The following is a 15671-nucleotide window of genomic DNA, read 5'->3' on the forward strand; positions in this document are numbered from 1 at the left end:
AGAAAAACGCCGGACCCAAGGGCCCGGCGTTACTGAAATGCCGTTGAACGATGCTTATTCCGCAGCCATCGGCGGCAGACGGAGGACCTTTGTACCCGTCTGCGCTCCGGAAGAACGATCGTCGTTGGCGCTGGTCTGCCGTTCGATCTGGTTGAGACGTTCTTCCAGCGAGGCGATCGACTCGGCGCTCTTGCGAGCTTCCCTGCTGAGCTCTTCCTTGGAGAGGTCGAGCTCTTCCTCTTCCTTCCTGCCGACGAGCCGTCCGAAAATCCTGCCGAGCAGGTGAGAAAGATCGTCCATGATCAGGAAGAAGGATGGTACGACCACGAGCGAGAGCACCGTCGAAACGATGATGCCGCCGATCACCGCGATCGCCATCGGAGCGCGGAACGAACCGCCTTCACCGACGCCGAGCGCGGAGGGCAGCATCCCCGCCGACATGGCGATCGAAGTCATGATGATTGGGCGGGCACGCTTGCGGCCTGCCTCCACCATGGCGTGAACCCGTTCCAGGCCGTGGCGCTTCATTTCGATCGCGAAGTCCACGAGCAGGATGGCGTTCTTGGTCACGATGCCCATCAGCATCAGGATGCCGATGAGAACCGGCATGGAGAGCGCATTCTGGGTGACTATCAGCCCCACCGCGACACCGCCGATCGCAAGCGGCAGCGAGAACAGGATGGTGAAGGGCTGGATCACGTCCTTGAAGAGCAGGATCAGCACCACCAGCACCAGCATCAGGCCAAGCAGCATCGCATTGCCGAAGCTCTGGGTCATCTCGGCCTGGATTTTGGCGTCACCGCTTTCGGCAAGGCGTACGCTCGGGGGGAGCTCGGTCTCGTCGACAATCCTTTTGAACTCGGCTGTCGCCGTGTCGAGCGCGGTGCCAAACGGTACGTCGGAACCGATCGACACGACGCGGTTGCGGTCGTTGCGCTTGATCGAGCTCGGACCTTCCGCGTAGTCGATGTCGGCGACGCTGTAGAGCGGCACGCTCGCGCCGGAAGCCGTTTTGATCTTGAGCGCGCGGATCGCGGCAAGGTCGCGGCGGAGGTCAAGCGAGGCTTGCGCACGGATCGGGATCTGCCGGTCGTCGAGAGATATCTTGGCAAGGTTTGCGTCGATATCGCCGATCGTTGCGACGCGCACGGTCTCAGAAATCTGCTGTGGTGTAATGCCGAGCCGTGAGACCTGGTCCATGCGCGGACGGATCTGCAGTTCCGGTCGGGGCAGGGCGCCTTCAGAAGAGATGTTGGCTAGGATGGGCGAAGCGCGCAACTTCGATTCCAGCAGGCTGACGGCCTCGTTCAGATCCTCTTCGCTCTTGGAGAGGAAGTTGAACGAAAGATCGCGTTCGGCGCGGTCGTTGACTTTCGAGATACGGACATCCGCAATCGATTGAACGGCAGCGAATATGTCCTTCTCGACATCCCATTGCGGACGGGTACGGCCATTCTCCTTCATCTTCGGCAGGTAGTCGCCAACCAGGGGAATGGATCCGAGACCCTTGTTGACCAAGGTCTTCACCAGCGAATGGTCGATGTTCTGGAGGATAACGCGCACCGTCGCGCGACGCAGTTCGAGATCGCCCTTGGGAGAAGCGCCGCCGAGAATGAAAATGCTCTCCACGCCGTCAATATGGCGTATGGCATCGTAGACCTTGTCCGTTGCGGCAGCGGTTTCATCGAGGGTTGCATTCGGCGGCAGCTCGACCGAGAGCACCACGCGCGAAGAGTCGTCCGGCGGCATGAAGCTACCAGGAACCTGCGCAAGAAGCGCCATGGAGCCAACCAAGAAGGCGATGGCGGCGAGCAGTGTCGTGTAACGCCAATACCATTTGCGGGTCGTGCCGGTAACGAGCCTGGTATAGGCTTTCATCAGACGGCTGTCGTTGTCGTGATGGTCTTCCATGGCGTCTTCGGCGCGCATCAGATAAGCGGCCATCAACGGCGTGATGAGGCGTGCCACCATCAGCGAGAAGAAAACGGAAAAGGCGACCGTCAGGCCGAACTGGATGAAATACTGACCCGGAATGCCGGGCATGAACGAGACCGGCACGAAGACCGCAATAATCGTGAAGCTCGTCGCGATGACTGCAAGCCCGATTTCGTCGGCGGCTTCCAGGGCGGCGCGATAAGGCGTCTTACCCATCTTGATATGTCGGGCGATATTCTCGATCTCGACGATCGCGTCGTCGACAAGGATGCCGGTCGCCAACGTCAGGGCCAGGAAGCTCACGAGGTTCAGCGAGAACCCCATAATGTCCATGATCCAGAATGTCGGGATCGCGGAAAGCGGCAGGGCGACCGCGGCGATCAGGGTCGCGCGCCAGTTCCGTAGGAACAGGAAGACCACGATGACGGCAAGGATGGAGCCTTCCATCAACGTGTGGAGCGCGGCCTCATAGTTGCCGTAGGTAAAGTAGACCGAGTCGTCGACCATTTCGATCGCAACGCCCGGATTGGCCTTGCGCACCTCGTCAAGGCTTGCCGCAACCGTCTCGGCAACGGAGACCTCGCTGGCGCCCTTGGCGCGGAAGACCGCGAAGGTGACGGACGGCGTACCGTTGAAGCGCGAGAAGGATTTCGGCTCTTCATAGGTGTCGGCAACGGTTCCGAGTTCCGAGAGTTTCACGAAACGGCCGGTCGGGAGCGTGATCGTGGTATCGGCGAGTTGCGCCACATCACGGGCGTCGCCGAGCGTGCGGATCGTTTGCTCGTTATTGGCCACCTGCCCGCGGCCCGAACCCAGGTCGACGTTGGTGCCGCGAAGCTGCTGGTTCACCTCGGCTGCAGTAATACCGTAGGCGTCGAGCTTGGCCGGGTTCAGCGATATGCGGATTTCCCGATCTGCGCCGCCATAACGGTCGATGCGGCCGACGCCGGGCTGGCCCTGGAGGGCGCGCTTGACCGTATCGTCGACGAACCAGGAAAGCTCTTCGAGCGTCATGTTCGGCGAGGAGACGGCGAAGGTCTGGATCGCCTGCCCTTCGACGTCCACCTTCGTGACGACGGGCTCTTCGATGCCTGCGGGCAGGTCGCTGCGGATCTTGTCGATTGCGTCCTTGGTGTCCTGAACGGCCTCGTCGGTCGGCTTCTCGATACGGAAGACCACGACGGTCTGGGACTGACCGTCCGTCACCGTCGACTGAATCTCGTCGATGCCGCTGATCGAGGCGACAGCGTCCTCGATCTCCTTCGTCACCTGCATTTCAAGTTCGGCGGGCGAAGCGCCGCTCTGGGTCACGGTGATCGATACGACTGCAACGTCGATATTCGGGAAGCGGGTGATCGGCAGGGCATAAAAGGACTGGATGCCGACAAAAAGCAAAAGCGCGAAGCCAAGCAGCGGCGCGATCGGATTTCGGATCGACCAGGCGGAGAAGTTCATGTGGCTTACCTCGTTCTGGTCTCAGTTGGAAATGGTGTTGGGCTCGGCTGGCACCGGAGCGATCTTGTCGCCATCGCGGACAAACGCGCCGGCTTTTGCCACAACCATGTCACCGGCTTGGAGGCCGCTGACGACCTCGACGAAACCACCATCCTGGATGCCGGTTTCGATTTTCACCTGCTTGACCACGTTATCCTCAACCTTGCGGGCAGTGGAGCCATTGCGGTCGGTGGTGACGGCGGAAAGAGGGAGTGCCAGCGCGCTTGTTTCAGTGACGATAATATCGGCGCTGGCATACATGCCGGCGCGCGCACCGCTCTCGTCGTCGACGACGATATGTACGGAGCCGAGCCGCGTGGTGGAGTCGACCGTCGGTGAAACGAGGCGCACCTTGCCTTCGATCTTCGCCGTGCCGCCGGCAATCGTCACGACCGCTTTCTGGCCGACCTTGATCTTTTGGATATCGGTCTCGGAAAGATCAGCAACAAGTTCGATCGCACCGTCCTTGATGATCGTAAAGAGCGGATTGCCGGTCCCGCTGGCGATCGCGCCTACCTTGGCATTGCGCAGGGAAACCACGCCGGCGACGGGTGTCTTCACGCCTGTACGGGCAAGTTTCAGGTCGACGTCTTCAATCTGGGCGTCGACCACCTTGATGTCGGACTCCCCAACCGCGACCGCCTGTCTGGCGGCATTAAACTGGGCCTGGCGTACCTCGACGAGGGCTTCAGCCTGTTCTAGTTGGGAAATCGTGCTCGTGCCGCTCTGGCTCAGCCGCTTCGTACGATCGCGCTGGCGCGTGGCGTCATCAAGATTGGCCTGCGCTTCAATCACCTGCGCCTTGTATTGCGCAAGGGCAGCCTCGGTCTTAGCCCTGTTGGCTTCAAGCTGGCTCTTCTCCAGGAGGAGCGCGTCATCATTCAGCGCTGCAAGCACGCTGTCGGCCTTCACTTCGTCGCCGATATCGGCATTGAGCGTCTTGATCGAAAGGCCTTCGACCAGCGGCTGCACATAAACCTCTTCAACGGGCTCGATCGTGCCGGTCGCGATCACTCGATCCACGAGCGGCTTGGTCACAGCCTCGGTAACGACGATAGATGGCAGTTTCGGCTCGGCCGGGGGAGTGACCTCCTGCGACAGAGCGGAACTCGCGACAAGCGAGAGGAGGAGAGCCGTAACACCGGCAGACTTCGGGAACTTGCGAAACATGCGACTACGTCCGACCTAATATCAGGGGCAAGTATTTCGCTGGGAATCTCTCCGGTCTCGTCGCGTCCCCCCGCACGCAATGACCCCGGATCAAGGTGGGAACCACACAAAACGGTTACAAGACCGGCAGCGAAAGATTTCATCCGGGCAGAACTTTTACGTGTTTGCGCCGCACAAATCAATCCGCACTCGTTATGGGAGAGATGACTTTTGGTTATATTTTGTATCAAAATATTTCAGAGAACGCACAGAAACAAGCCGCGCGTTCTCAATTGGTGAACGGCAGACGATTTTTATTTCAATGCCGCGTCAGTGATCTCGGTCGTGTACGCACCTTCAGGTTGCTTGGTGATGATCTTCTGATCGAGGAGTGCCTTGACGGTGCGCTCGTAAAGTTCCGGCTTCAGCACGCCCGATCCGTCGCCGATCAGCTTAGCGACTTCACCCATCATGCGCTTCTGGTGGTTCTCGTCCTGCCCGCCATTGTCCATGACGATCTCCGCGGCTTCGTCCGGGTTATCGATGGCGTATTTCCAGCCCTTCATGGAGGCGCGGACGAATTTGACCATGCTTTCCTTGAAGGCGGGATCCTTCAGCTTGTCTTCCCTGGCATAGAGGCCGTCCTCGAGCAGGTCGTTGCCCATTTCAGTATAGTTGAAGACAACCAGGTCTTCCGGCTTGAAACCGGCGTCGATTGCCTGCCAGTATTCATTATAGGTCATGACCGAAATGCAGTTCGCCTGCTTCTGGACGAGCGGCTGCACGTCGAAACTCTGCTTCAGCACTGTTACGCCGTCCTTGCCGCCATCGGTCTTGAGGCCAAGCTTGTTCATCCAGGCGAAGAACGGATATTCGTTGCCGAAGAACCAGACGCCGAGCGTGTGGCCCTTGAAATCGGCCTCGGTCTTTACCGGACCGTCCTTCGGGCAGATCATTTCGAGGCCCGATTTCTGGAAGGGCTGGGCGATGTTGACGAGGGGCACGCCCTTTTCGCGGGCGACGAGTGCACCCCCCATCCAGTCGACGATGACGTCGGCGCCGCCGCCGGCTATCACCTGCTCAGGCGCGATGTCAGGCCCGCCGGGCTTGATCGTCACGTCGAGGCCTTCTTCCTCGTAGAAGCCTTTGTCCTTGGCAACGTAATAGCCGCCGAATTGACCCTGTGCCACCCATTTGAGCTGCAGCGTGACCTTGTCGGCGGCCATCGCCTGGGCGCTCGCGAGCGAGAACGCGCCCGCCATCAATGTCATTATCATCTTCTTCATTGTCGTTTCCCTCTGTCGTACCGGCCCCATTTGCTGGGGTCCGGATTTCAGCGCCTAACCCCCACGGTTAGACGGATGCCAGAACGTCGTCGCCCTTTCCGCAAGCGCCACGACACCATAAAAAAACGAACCGACCACCGCCGCAACAGCGATTTCGGCCCAGACCATATCGACATTCATGCGGCCGATTTCAGTCGAGATGCGAAAGCCCATGCCGACAATCGGCGTGCCGAAGAATTCCGCGACGATCGCGCCGATCAGCGCCAGCGTCGAGTTGATCTTCAGCGCGTTGAAGATGAACGGCATGGCGGCCGGAAGGCGAAGTTTTATCAGCGTCTGCCAATAATCCGATGCATAGGAGCGCATCAGATCCTGTTCCATGGCTCCGGCGGCGCCAAGGCCCGCCACCGTGTTCACCAACATAGGAAAGAAGGTCATGATGATCACGACCGCCGCCTTGGACTGCCAGTCGAAACCGAACCACATCACCATGATTGGTGCAACGCCGATGATCGGCAGGGCCGAAACCATATTGCCGATCGGCAGAAGTCCGCGCCGCAGGAAGGCTATGCGGTCCGCGAGGATCGCGACGATGAAGCCGGATGCGCAGCCGACGATGTAGCCGAAGAGCACAGCCTTGAAGATCGTTTGCTGCACGTCCGCCCACAACGTCGCGACCGATCCGGCGATGCGCGCGCCGATCGCCGATGGCGGCGGCAGGAGGATGAAAGGAATGCCTGCGCCGCGGGTGATCGCCTCCCAGAGGATCAGGATCCAGGCACCGAAGATCGCCGGTATGAGAAGCCGCAGGAAGGTATCGCCGCCCTTCAATTTCGGATGCATATCGGAGAGCACCGCGACGCAGCGCCAGGCGAGGAGCCAACATGCGGCAATCAAAAGGAAGAAGGCCATAGTCGCCTTGCCCTCGTAGCCTGCAAGTCCGCTGATCAGGAACCAGGTCGCCAGATGGGGCCCGACAAACAAAATTGCGGCCAGAAGGGGTGCGGGGGGGCTGGTGAAAGAAATCAGCGCCGTGCCGATCGTGAGTGCGAAGATCAGGGCTAAGGTGCCAATGCTGAAAGGCGAAGGTGCATCCGCCGTCAGCAGCGGCAGAGAAATGAGGGCTGCAAGACAGAGGAGAAAAGCAAGCGCGCCCTGCCAGGAGCGGAAGATCGCGTTCATGCCGGCCTCCCGCCCATGGCGAGGTCAACGATCTTTGCTACCACTCCAACAATGGTGACCAGAATGGCCGCCAGCACCGAACCGGCGATCAGCGCCGCCCAGATGTCGATCGTCTGGCTGTAATAGGAACCTGCCAAGAGTTTTGAGCCGATGCCGGCGACCGCACCGGTCGGCAATTCGCCGACGATCGCGCCAACCAGGCTTGCGGCGATCGCCACTTTCATCGACGTGAACAGGAAGGGGATCGACGCCGGAACGCGCAGTTTCCAGAAGGTCTGCGCCGCGCTGGCATGATAGGTGCACATCAGGTCGAGCTGGATCAGTTCCGGCGAGCGCAGGCCTTTCACCATGCCGACCGCAACGGGGAAGAATGAAAGATAGGTCGAGATCAGCGCTTTCGGGATCAATCCGGTGACGTTCACCGCCGCCAGCACGACGATGACCATAGGCGCGATCGCCAGGATCGGCACGGTCTGCGAGGCGATGATCCAGGGCATGAGACTGCGGTCGAGCGCCTTCACATGCACGATGCCGACGGCGATCAGGATGCCGAGCAGGGTGCCGAGCGTGAAGCCGACGGCGGTCGACGAAAGCGTGACCCAGCTATGATAGACGAGGCTGCGGTTCGAGGTGACGCGGCGCAGAAAAGTATTCTCGAAGACGTTGCTCGCCACTTGATGCGGCGCCGGCAGGACCGGCTTCGGCTGAGAGAGCGTCCTTTCGATGAAATCCATGGGTGTCGACGTGACATTGCCGCGCCGGTCGAGGTCGCGCTGAAAGGGCGTGTTCATGAAGACCGCTGCGACGTACCAAACCGCAACGATGATAAAAAGGATCGTGACGACCGGCAGGATGCGGTGCTGGAGGAGCCTTTCCTGCTGCATCAGCTTTTGACCTCCAGGGGAAAGAGCATCAGTACCATGGCGACGACGCCGAGCCCAACGCCGGCAAGCTGGGTTGCGCTTAGGCGCTCGCCGAAGATCGCGAAGGAAATGACGTTGATGAGCAGGAGCTGGGCAATGGCCGAAGCGGAAATCGCCAGCCCCAGCCCTGCCTCGCGCATCAGCCGCACCATCATCAGGTTGCCGATGCAATAAAGCCCGAGCGACAGGAGAAGCACGATGATATTGCTGTTGGCGACATAGGCACGTGACGCGGTGGCGGCGGACAGGAATGTCACCATGGCGCCCGTGAGCCAGAGAAGAAAGACGGAGTTCATGCCTCACTCCTCATAGCTGTGTCCCGCTCTCAGGCCTTCCCGCACGCGGTGGGCGATTTCGAGGAATTCCGGCGTCTCCCGGATATCGAGCGGGCGCTCCTTCGGCAGCGTCGACTCGATGATGTCCGTCACTCGGCCCGGGCGGGGCGACATGACGACGATCCTGGTCGAGAGATAGACCGCTTCCGGAATGGAATGCGTCACGAAACAGATGGTTTTTTCCGTCCGGGACCAGAGCTTCAGAAGCTGCTCGTTCAGATGGTCGCGAACGATCTCGTCGAGCGCGCCGAACGGCTCATCCATGAGCAGCAGATCGGCATCGAAGGCGAGGGCGCGGGCGATCGAGGCGCGCTGCTGCATGCCGCCTGACAACTGCCATGGATATTTTTTGCCGAAGCCCGACAGGTTGACGAGATCGAGGGTGCGTTCGATACGCTGAGCGCGCTCCGCTGCCGAGTAGCCCATGATCTCCAGCGGCAGTGCGATGTTCTTGTCGATCGTCCGCCAGGGATAGAGCGCCGGTGCCTGGAAGACGTAGCCGTAGGAGCGAGACTTGCGCGCTTCTTCCGGTGTCATGCCGTTAACGGAGATTTCGCCCGTCGTGTTCTTCTCTAGGTCGGCAATCACCCTCAGGAACGTGGTCTTGCCGCAGCCGGACGGGCCGATGAAGGAGACGAAGTCACCTTTCCGAACCTCCAGATCGACATTCGAGAGGGCATGTACCGGACCGTCACTGGTCTCGAAAGTCAGGCCAAGCTTTCTTGCCGAGACGACGGAGGAGGAGTGTTCGTTCATCGGCATTTTGTAAAAGGCCCCCATTCAAGTCCGTCTGCGAAGCGCACAGTATAGACATCGCCATTGCGAAGGATATCGATCACCGACTCATGCCTCTGCTCTTCCCCTTCTTCGTCACAGATCGCCTCCGTCCTGAAGCCGCCGACAATCGGCTTGGCCATTCCTTTGAATTCACAATGGGAGAGGGCGGTGGTCACGCTTTCGTCGGTGAGGGTCGCGAAAAACTCTTCCCATTCGTTGGTGCGCGCAAAACGGCAGCCGCCTTCGTCACCATATACACCGTCGATAACAGATATCTGTGCATCGGCATTTGAACCTGTCGTCAGAAAAAGCAAAGCGAGCGCAAACGCCGGTTTTCGCTTTCCTTCGCCCTTGATCCGGAACCGGATATGATATGCTGAAGCCTTTTCCCCGCCAAATGAGGATCGACGCAATGGACCGCGCATCAAAACCCACCTGCCGTGTCGTGAAGCCCGATGCCACCTATGACGGAAAGCAGGGCTTGAGTTATTTTCAAGGGATCGCCACGGAGACTGTCGGTTCGAAAGGCATCTGCATGCATCTCCTGACCATCCCGCCGGGTGTGAAGGCGAAAGCCCATCTGCACGAATCCCACGAGACTGCGATCTACATGCTCTCTGGCTCGGCGCACACCTGGTATGGCGACCGGCTGGAGAACCATGTCGTGCTGCATGCCGGCGAGCTTATGTACATTCCGGCAGGCGTGCCGCATCTGCCAGCCAACCTTTCGAGCACGCCGTGCACCGCCGTGATCGCCCGCACCGATCCGAACGAACAGGAAAGCGTCGTCCTGTTGCCCGAATTGGACGAGCTGGTGGAAATTCCGGCCTGACGTTTTACAATCGTGCTCGCTGAGGAGGCGGAGATGTCCGCTGGAGCAAAGTGGGGCAGTCTGGATATGTCCCCGCATCGCCCTCACATCACACTCCGCTTGCCGGAATGCCGGTGCGTTCCACCTTGCGCGGCGCGGTGAGCTCCTTCCAGGTGGACAGCGCCTTGTTGACCGCCTGGAACGGTTCGCGCTTGACGAACTGGCCGTGGCCTTCGCGAGTCTTGATCGCCCCTTCCTCAATGGTCACGACACCGCGGGTCAGCGTATAGCGCGGCAGGCCGGTGACTTCCTTGCCCTCGAAGACGTTGTAGTCGATCGCTGATTGCTGGTTCTTCGCCGAGATCGTCTTTGAACGCTTCGGGTCCCAGACAACGATGTCCGCGTCGGCGCCGACGAGGATCGCCCCTTTTTTCGGGTAGATGTTGAGGATTTTTGCGATATTGGTCGAAGTCACCGCGACGAACTCGTTCATGGTGATGCGGCCGGTCGCCACCCCGTAGGTCCAGAGCATCGGCATGCGATCTTCAAGCCCGCCGGTGCCGTTCGGGATCTTTCTGAAATCGCCGACGCCATACCGCTTCTGGTCGGTCGTGAAGGCGCAGTGGTCGGTTGCGACCACCTGCAGCGAACCGGAAGAGAGCCCCGCCCAGAGACTGTCCTGATGCTGCTTGTTGCGGAAGGGCGGGCTCATGACCCGGCGGGCGGCGTGGTCCCAATCCTTGTTGAAATATTCGCTCTCGTCGAGCGTCAGGTGCTGGATCAGCGGCTCGCCATAGACACGCATGCCGTTCTGGCGAGCACGGCGGATCGCTTCATGCGCCTGTTCGCAGGAAGTATGGACCACATAGAGCGGCACGCCCGCCATGTCGGCGATGATGATCGCGCGGTTCGTCGCTTCACCTTCGACGGAGGCCGGCCGAGAATAGGCGTGCCCCTCCGGGCCGTCGTTCCCTTCGTCCATCAGCTTCTGTTGCATGGCGGCGACGACATCCCCGTTTTCCGCATGCACGAGGGGCAGGGCGCCGAGCTCGGCGCAGCGGCTGAAGGAGGCGAACATCTCGTCGTCGTTCACCATCAGCGCGCCCTTGTAGGCCATGAAGTGCTTGAAGGTGTTGATGCCGTGGTTGAGGACGACCGCCTTCATCTCATTGAAAACCTGTTCGCCCCACCAGGTCACCGACATGTGGAAGGAATAGTCGCAGTTCGCCCGGGTCGCCTTGTTGTCCCAGCGCTTGAGCGCATCGAGCAGCGACTGGCCGGGCTCAGGCAGGCAGAAGTCGACCACCATGGTCGTGCCGCCGGCGAGCGCGGCGCGGGTACCGCTTTCGAAGTCGTCGGAGGAATAGGTGCCCATGAAGGGCATTTCGAGATGGACGTGGGGGTCGATGCCGCCCGGCATCACGTAACAGCCTGCGGCATCCAGCACTTGGTCGCCGGAAAGGTCCGGGCCGATCTCGATGATCCTGCCGCCGTCGATCTTGACGTCCGCCTTGTAGGTCAGGTCGGCGGTGACAATGGTTCCACCCTTGATGACTGTGGTCATTCTCCAAACTCCCTGTTGCTGCGTGGCGCGTCGGCCAGTTGCTGGTCGAGCGATTGGCGGTAGCGAATACAGCCGCGCATGAATTGCGGCCAGTCGGGCACGATCTGTTTGCCGGTCGGAGGTTCGGGCAGCAGCGCCCACATGTCCGGATGGTGCCAACAGAGCTCGTGCATCGAACTGTCGCGGTGTGTGCGGATCGCATGGCGCATCGCTCGTGCGGTTGCAAGCAGCGCGGCGTGATCCATCTTCTCCAGGTCTGCGTCTGGATCGCTCATCGGTGCCGCCCTCCTGCTAGCTGGTCACTATCGAGCCTACTCCATGATCTCCGCGGTCTCCAGCACGGCATGGAAAAGCACGTCCGCTCCGGCGGCCGCCCATTCCTTGGAGATGTCCTCCGCCTCGTTGTGGGAAAGCCCACCGACGCAGGGGCACATGATCATCGTCGCAGGTGCCACCTTCGCCGCCCAGCAGGCGTCGTGCCCTGCGCCGGAAATGATGTCGCGATGGCTGTAACCGAGTTTTTCCGCGGCATTCCGCACGCGGCCGACGAGCGTCGGATCGAAGGTCACCGGGTCGAAATGGCCGACCGCCTCGACCGAGCAGCCGACACCGAGCTTTTCGCAGATCTTCGCCGCCTCGGCCTCGATCTTCGCCCGCATGCGGTCGAGCTTTTCCTGCGAGGGTGTGCGTATGTCGACGGTGAAGACGACTTTGCCGGGCAGGACGTTACGGGAATTCGGCGAGAAGAAGACCTGGCCGACGCCGCCGACGGCGCCCGGTTGCTCGCTCATCGCCACCTCCTGCACCATTTCGAAGATGCGCGACATGGCGAGCCCGGCATTGACACGCATGTTCATCGGCGTCGAGCCGGTATGCGCCTCCTTGCCGGTCAGCGTGAATTCCAGCCACCAGAGGCCCTGACAGTGGGTGACGACGCCGATCTGCTTGTTCTCAGCCTCAAGAATCGGTCCCTGTTCGATATGGTATTCGAAATAGGCGTGCATCTTGCGGGCGCCGACCTCCTCATCGCCGATCCAGCCGATGCGCTTCAACTCGTCGCCGAAAGTCTTGCCGTCCGGATCCTTGCGGCCATAGGCATAGTCGAGCGTATGCACGCCGGCGAACACGCCCGAAGCGAGCATCGCCGGCGCGAACCGTGCGCCTTCCTCGTTCGTCCAGTTGGTGACGACGATCGCATGCCTGGTCCTGATCCCCAGGTCGTTCATCGTGCGCACGACTTCGATTCCGCCGAGTACACCGAGTACACCGTCATACTTGCCGCCAGTTGGCTGGGTATCAAGGTGGGAGCCAATGTAGACGGGAAGGGCGTCGGGGTCGGTGCCGGCGCGGGTCGCGAACATGGTGCCCATCCGGTCGACGGCGAGGGTGAGCCCGGCATCCTCGCACCATGTCTTGAATAGGGCGCGGCCTTCCTTGTCCGCGTCCGTCAGGGTCTGACGATTGTTGCCGCCGGCAATGCCCGGACCGATCTTCGCCATCTCCATGAGCATATCCCAGAGACGATCGCCATTAATGCGCAAGTTCTCGCCGGGTGCTGCCACCATTTTTCTGTCCTCACCTGTTTATGCTCCGCCGGTCGTCGACGGCATGCTTTTCGTTCCCTTCGGTCCTCCATCCGCTTCTGGCAGTTGAAGATCGGCATTGCTTTTTTGCTTGTCGCCGATAATTTGACCGATTGGTAAAACATTACAATTTCCGTGCCGTCACTCAAGCCGAAAATCACGAAAAATCCAGAGGAAATTCTGGGGCGGCGAAGCGGCACCGACAAAAGCAGAGAGGGGCGGGAAAATCGGATGACCATCCCACGGGCGGCGAAGACGCAAAGGCGCACACGTATTCAGGAAGAAAAGGAGGAACGGATTCTTGACGCGGCGCTCGATGTCTTTTCCTCAAGTGGCTTCCGCGGCTCGACCATCGATCAGATCGCCGATGCGGCTGGCATGTCGAAGCCCAATCTCCTTTATTATTTCCGAACCAAGGAAGCGATCCATCGGGCGCTGATCGATCGGGTTCTATTCACCTGGTTGGAGCCACTACGCGCCTTCAATGCCGAGGGCAATCCTGAGGCGGAGATTCGGTCCTATATCCGCCGCAAGCTTGAAATGGCCCGTGATTTCCCGCGCGAAAGCCGGCTTTTCGCCAACGAGATCCTGCAGGGCGCGCCACATATCGAGGACGAGTTGAAGGGGCCGCTCAAAAAGCTTGTCGACGAGAAGGCGGAGGTCATCCGTGCCTGGGCACGGACCGGCAAGATCGCCAGATGCGATCCCTATCATCTGATCTTTTCGATCTGGGCGACGACGCAGCATTATGCGGACTTCGACGTGCAAGTCCGGGCCGTGCTCGGCCAGGAGTCCGCAGGCGAGGGGCGTTTTGAGGATGCGGCCCGCTTTCTGGAGCAACTCTACATGGACGGGCTCAGAATCAACAAAAGCTGAACGGGAGCCCGGTTCGATCACATAGAAGAAAGACGCCGGCGCTGACGCCGGCGTCTTCACAGTCGGTAATTTCACCTTATCAGGCGGCAGCGGCCTTGGAGATCGGAACTTCCGAAATCGTCTTCAGAACCTGGGAAGCGATCTGGTAGGGGTCGCCCTGGGAGTTGGGGCGGCGATCTTCGAGATAGCCCTTGTAGCCGTTGTTGATGAAGGAATGCGGAACGCGGATCGACGCGCCGCGGTCGGCAACGCCGTAAGAGAACTTGTTCCACGGTGCCGTCTCGTGCTTGCCGGTCAGACGCATGTGGTTGTCCGGGCCATAGACGTCGATATGCGCTTGCAGATTCTTGTCGAACTGCGCCATCAGTGCTTCGAAATATTCCTTGCCGCCGACTTCGCGCATATACTTGGTCGAGAAGTTGCAATGCATGCCCGAGCCGTTCCAATCGGTATCGCCGAGCGGCTTGCAGTGGAATTCGACGTCGATTTCGTATTTTTCGCAGAGGCGGAGGAGGAGGTAGCGCGCCATCCAGATCTGGTCGGCGGCCTTTTTGGAGCCCTTGCCGAAAATCTGGAATTCCCACTGACCCTTGGCTACTTCGGCATTGATGCCTTCATGGTTGATGCCGGCTTCGAGGCAAAGCTCGAGATGCTCTTCAACGATCTGACGCGCGACGTTGCCGACGTTCTTGAAGCCGACGCCCGTGTAATAGGGGCCCTGCGGAGCCGGGTAACCGTGTTCCGGGAAGCCCAGCGGACGGCCGTCCTTGTAGAAGAAGTATTCCTGTTCGAAACCGAACCAGGCGCCTTCATCATCGAGGATCGTGGCGCGGCTGTTCGACGGATGCGGCGTGACGCCATCCGGCATCATGACTTCGCACATGACGAGAACGCCGTTCTTGCGGGCCGGATCCGGATAGAGGGCGACGGGCTTCAGCACGCAGTCGGAGCTGCGGCCTTCGGCCTGATTGGTCGACGAACCGTCAAAGCCCCACAGCGGAAGCTGCTCCAGCGACGGAAAAGTGTCGAATTCCTTGATCTGCGTCTTGCCGCGCAGGTTTGGTACCGGTGTGTACCCATCGAGCCAGATGTACTCGAGCTTGTACTTTGTCATTTTTTGTCTCTCAGGCCGTGATGTTCATGGTTGAGCCATCCTGAGGTCGCGACGTCCGAGTGAGCCGCGCCTCCGGGATAACGGGATGAACGCATTTCCCGTGCCAGTTTGAGCTCTGGACCGCGCTTCTGCTTAAAAAAGTGTAAAGACGTCCATCGCGCAGGCGGTAAAAGCTGAAAAATCAAAGTGCATCATGGAAAATCACCGCTTTTGACGTTTCAATGACGGCGGTTCGGAACCTCAGGCGTCGAGGATGCGTTGCCTGCTGCTGATGCTCTGCGATGCAAAATCACGCGCAAGGAATTTCCGCATCTCATTTGGTGCCTAGCGCCAGGGATGCGTTTGATATAAAATGATGCAATAAGCACAAAAAATGTGCAAATTTGTGCTCTGTGTGCGTTGGATGCACGGCGTTGAACGTAGGAGACGATAGGATGAAGACCAACATCCATCGTGAAACGGCGAAGATCTATCAGTTCCCGATCCGACCCCGACAGCGGCCGGGCAACGGCAGGACAGCGCCGGGCGATGAAATCCATGAGGTCGCGGCAAACGTGTTGGATACTTGCTGGTATCATGACGAAGCTGTGCGCGACGACGAAACTCGCTCCAACGACCGTCCGAAGCCTTGTTGATCCGCCC

At 59.9% G+C, this 15671-nt stretch carries 15 protein-coding genes; 3 read left to right on the forward strand and 12 right to left on the reverse strand.

Annotation, left to right across the window (positions count from 1 at the left end):
- Positions 1-54 precede the first annotated feature (54 nt).
- From J2046_RS22780 to J2046_RS22815, 8 genes are all read right to left on the reverse strand, one after another.
- Positions 55-3390: an efflux RND transporter permease subunit gene (locus J2046_RS22780; protein WP_210055803.1), complete on the reverse strand. Its 3336-nt coding sequence runs from the start codon at positions 3388-3390 to the stop codon at positions 55-57.
- Positions 3391-3411: 21 nt separating this feature from the next.
- Positions 3412-4599 (reverse strand): efflux RND transporter periplasmic adaptor subunit, encoded by a 1188-nt coding sequence (locus J2046_RS22785; RefSeq protein WP_210055804.1) that lies wholly within the window; start codon positions 4597-4599, stop codon positions 3412-3414.
- Positions 4600-4892: 293 nt separating this feature from the next.
- Positions 4893-5864: an ABC transporter substrate-binding protein gene (locus J2046_RS22790; RefSeq protein ID WP_210055805.1), complete on the reverse strand. Its 972-nt coding sequence runs from the start codon at positions 5862-5864 to the stop codon at positions 4893-4895.
- Between the two features lie 54 nt (positions 5865-5918).
- Positions 5919-7046: an ABC transporter permease gene (locus tag J2046_RS22795; RefSeq protein ID WP_210055806.1), complete on the reverse strand. Its 1128-nt coding sequence runs from the start codon at positions 7044-7046 to the stop codon at positions 5919-5921.
- The gene (locus tag J2046_RS22800) at positions 7043-7930 is read right to left on the reverse strand and encodes an ABC transporter permease (protein WP_210055807.1); all 888 of its coding nucleotides are present in this window, start codon (positions 7928-7930) and stop codon (positions 7043-7045) included. Before J2046_RS22800 ends, J2046_RS22795 begins: the two co-directional genes overlap by 4 nt.
- On the reverse strand, positions 7930-8265 hold the full coding sequence (locus J2046_RS22805) for a hypothetical protein (protein ID WP_210055809.1): 336 nt from the start codon (positions 8263-8265) through the stop codon (positions 7930-7932). The genes J2046_RS22800 and J2046_RS22805 overlap by 1 nt, the downstream gene beginning before the upstream one ends.
- 3 nt (positions 8266-8268) lie before the next feature.
- Entirely contained in the window at positions 8269-9060 is a 792-nt protein-coding gene (locus tag J2046_RS22810; RefSeq protein WP_210055811.1) for an ABC transporter ATP-binding protein, read from the reverse strand.
- Entirely contained in the window at positions 9057-9506 is a 450-nt protein-coding gene (locus J2046_RS22815; RefSeq protein WP_210055813.1) for a hypothetical protein, read from the reverse strand. Before J2046_RS22815 ends, J2046_RS22810 begins: the two co-directional genes overlap by 4 nt.
- Between J2046_RS22815 and J2046_RS22820 the strand changes: the two genes are divergently transcribed.
- Positions 9494-9913, forward strand: coding sequence for a cupin domain-containing protein (locus J2046_RS22820; RefSeq protein WP_210055814.1), 420 nt, complete (start codon positions 9494-9496; stop codon positions 9911-9913). The two genes, J2046_RS22815 and J2046_RS22820, sit on opposite strands and share 13 nt — an antisense overlap.
- An 88-nt stretch (positions 9914-10001) precedes the next feature.
- Here J2046_RS22820 and hydA read toward each other — a convergent pair whose 3' ends face one another.
- The 3 genes from hydA to J2046_RS22835 are packed head-to-tail and all read right to left on the reverse strand — an operon-like array spanning position 10002 to position 13021.
- Complete coding sequence (gene hydA, locus J2046_RS22825) at positions 10002-11456, reverse strand: dihydropyrimidinase (RefSeq protein ID WP_210055815.1); 1455 nt, start codon at positions 11454-11456, stop codon at positions 10002-10004.
- Positions 11453-11731 carry a hypothetical protein gene (locus J2046_RS22830; protein ID WP_210055816.1) on the reverse strand — a complete coding sequence of 93 codons (279 nt, stop codon included), beginning with the start codon at positions 11729-11731 and terminating at the stop codon, positions 11453-11455. The genes hydA and J2046_RS22830 overlap by 4 nt, the downstream gene beginning before the upstream one ends.
- A 36-nt stretch (positions 11732-11767) precedes the next feature.
- Positions 11768-13021 (reverse strand): Zn-dependent hydrolase, encoded by a 1254-nt coding sequence (locus J2046_RS22835; protein ID WP_210055817.1) that lies wholly within the window; start codon positions 13019-13021, stop codon positions 11768-11770.
- Positions 13022-13270: 249 nt separating this feature from the next.
- Here J2046_RS22835 and J2046_RS22840 point away from each other — a divergent pair, with 249 nt between their 5' ends.
- A complete protein-coding gene (locus J2046_RS22840) occupies positions 13271-13915 on the forward strand; it encodes a TetR family transcriptional regulator C-terminal domain-containing protein (RefSeq protein ID WP_210055818.1) in 645 nt (214 codons plus the stop codon).
- A 79-nt stretch (positions 13916-13994) separates the two neighbouring features.
- On the opposite strand, the gene J2046_RS22845 is transcribed toward J2046_RS22840, so the two are convergent.
- On the reverse strand, positions 13995-15029 hold the full coding sequence (locus J2046_RS22845) for a glutamine synthetase beta-grasp domain-containing protein (RefSeq protein WP_037149322.1): 1035 nt from the start codon (positions 15027-15029) through the stop codon (positions 13995-13997).
- Positions 15030-15463: 434 nt separating this feature from the next.
- Here J2046_RS22845 and J2046_RS22850 point away from each other — a divergent pair, with 434 nt between their 5' ends.
- Entirely contained in the window at positions 15464-15664 is a 201-nt protein-coding gene (locus J2046_RS22850; protein WP_210055819.1) for a DUF2735 domain-containing protein, read from the forward strand.
- The last annotated feature ends 7 nt before the right edge of the window (positions 15665-15671 follow it).

The organism is Neorhizobium petrolearium (assembly GCF_017873175.1).
GTDB classification, from domain to species: Bacteria; Pseudomonadota; Alphaproteobacteria; order Rhizobiales; family Rhizobiaceae; genus Neorhizobium; species Neorhizobium petrolearium.

What these genes read in the sequence shown, in the direction of transcription:
- J2046_RS22780 (WP_210055803.1), bottom strand. Translation starts at nt 3,390, where the DNA reads ATGAACTTCTCCGCCTGGTCGATCCGAAATCCGATCGCGCCGCTGCTT.
- J2046_RS22785 (WP_210055804.1), bottom strand. Translation starts at nt 4,599, where the DNA reads ATGTTTCGCAAGTTCCCGAAGTCTGCCGGTGTTACGGCTCTCCTCCTC.
- J2046_RS22790 (WP_210055805.1), bottom strand. Translation starts at nt 5,864, where the DNA reads ATGAAGAAGATGATAATGACATTGATGGCGGGCGCGTTCTCGCTCGCG.
- J2046_RS22795 (WP_210055806.1), bottom strand. Translation starts at nt 7,046, where the DNA reads ATGAACGCGATCTTCCGCTCCTGGCAGGGCGCGCTTGCTTTTCTCCTC.
- J2046_RS22800 (WP_210055807.1), bottom strand. Translation starts at nt 7,930, where the DNA reads ATGCAGCAGGAAAGGCTCCTCCAGCACCGCATCCTGCCGGTCGTCACG.
- J2046_RS22805 (WP_210055809.1), bottom strand. Translation starts at nt 8,265, where the DNA reads ATGAACTCCGTCTTTCTTCTCTGGCTCACGGGCGCCATGGTGACATTC.
- J2046_RS22810 (WP_210055811.1), bottom strand. Translation starts at nt 9,060, where the DNA reads ATGAACGAACACTCCTCCTCCGTCGTCTCGGCAAGAAAGCTTGGCCTG.
- J2046_RS22820 (WP_210055814.1), top strand. Translation starts at nt 9,494, where the DNA reads ATGGACCGCGCATCAAAACCCACCTGCCGTGTCGTGAAGCCCGATGCC.
- J2046_RS22815 (WP_210055813.1), bottom strand. Translation starts at nt 9,506, where the DNA reads ATGCGCGGTCCATTGCGTCGATCCTCATTTGGCGGGGAAAAGGCTTCA.
- hydA (WP_210055815.1), bottom strand. Translation starts at nt 11,456, where the DNA reads ATGACCACAGTCATCAAGGGTGGAACCATTGTCACCGCCGACCTGACC.
- J2046_RS22830 (WP_210055816.1), bottom strand. Translation starts at nt 11,731, where the DNA reads ATGAGCGATCCAGACGCAGACCTGGAGAAGATGGATCACGCCGCGCTG.
- J2046_RS22835 (WP_210055817.1), bottom strand. Translation starts at nt 13,021, where the DNA reads ATGGTGGCAGCACCCGGCGAGAACTTGCGCATTAATGGCGATCGTCTC.
- J2046_RS22840 (WP_210055818.1), top strand. Translation starts at nt 13,271, where the DNA reads ATGACCATCCCACGGGCGGCGAAGACGCAAAGGCGCACACGTATTCAG.
- J2046_RS22845 (WP_037149322.1), bottom strand. Translation starts at nt 15,029, where the DNA reads ATGACAAAGTACAAGCTCGAGTACATCTGGCTCGATGGGTACACACCG.
- J2046_RS22850 (WP_210055819.1), top strand. Translation starts at nt 15,464, where the DNA reads ATGAAGACCAACATCCATCGTGAAACGGCGAAGATCTATCAGTTCCCG.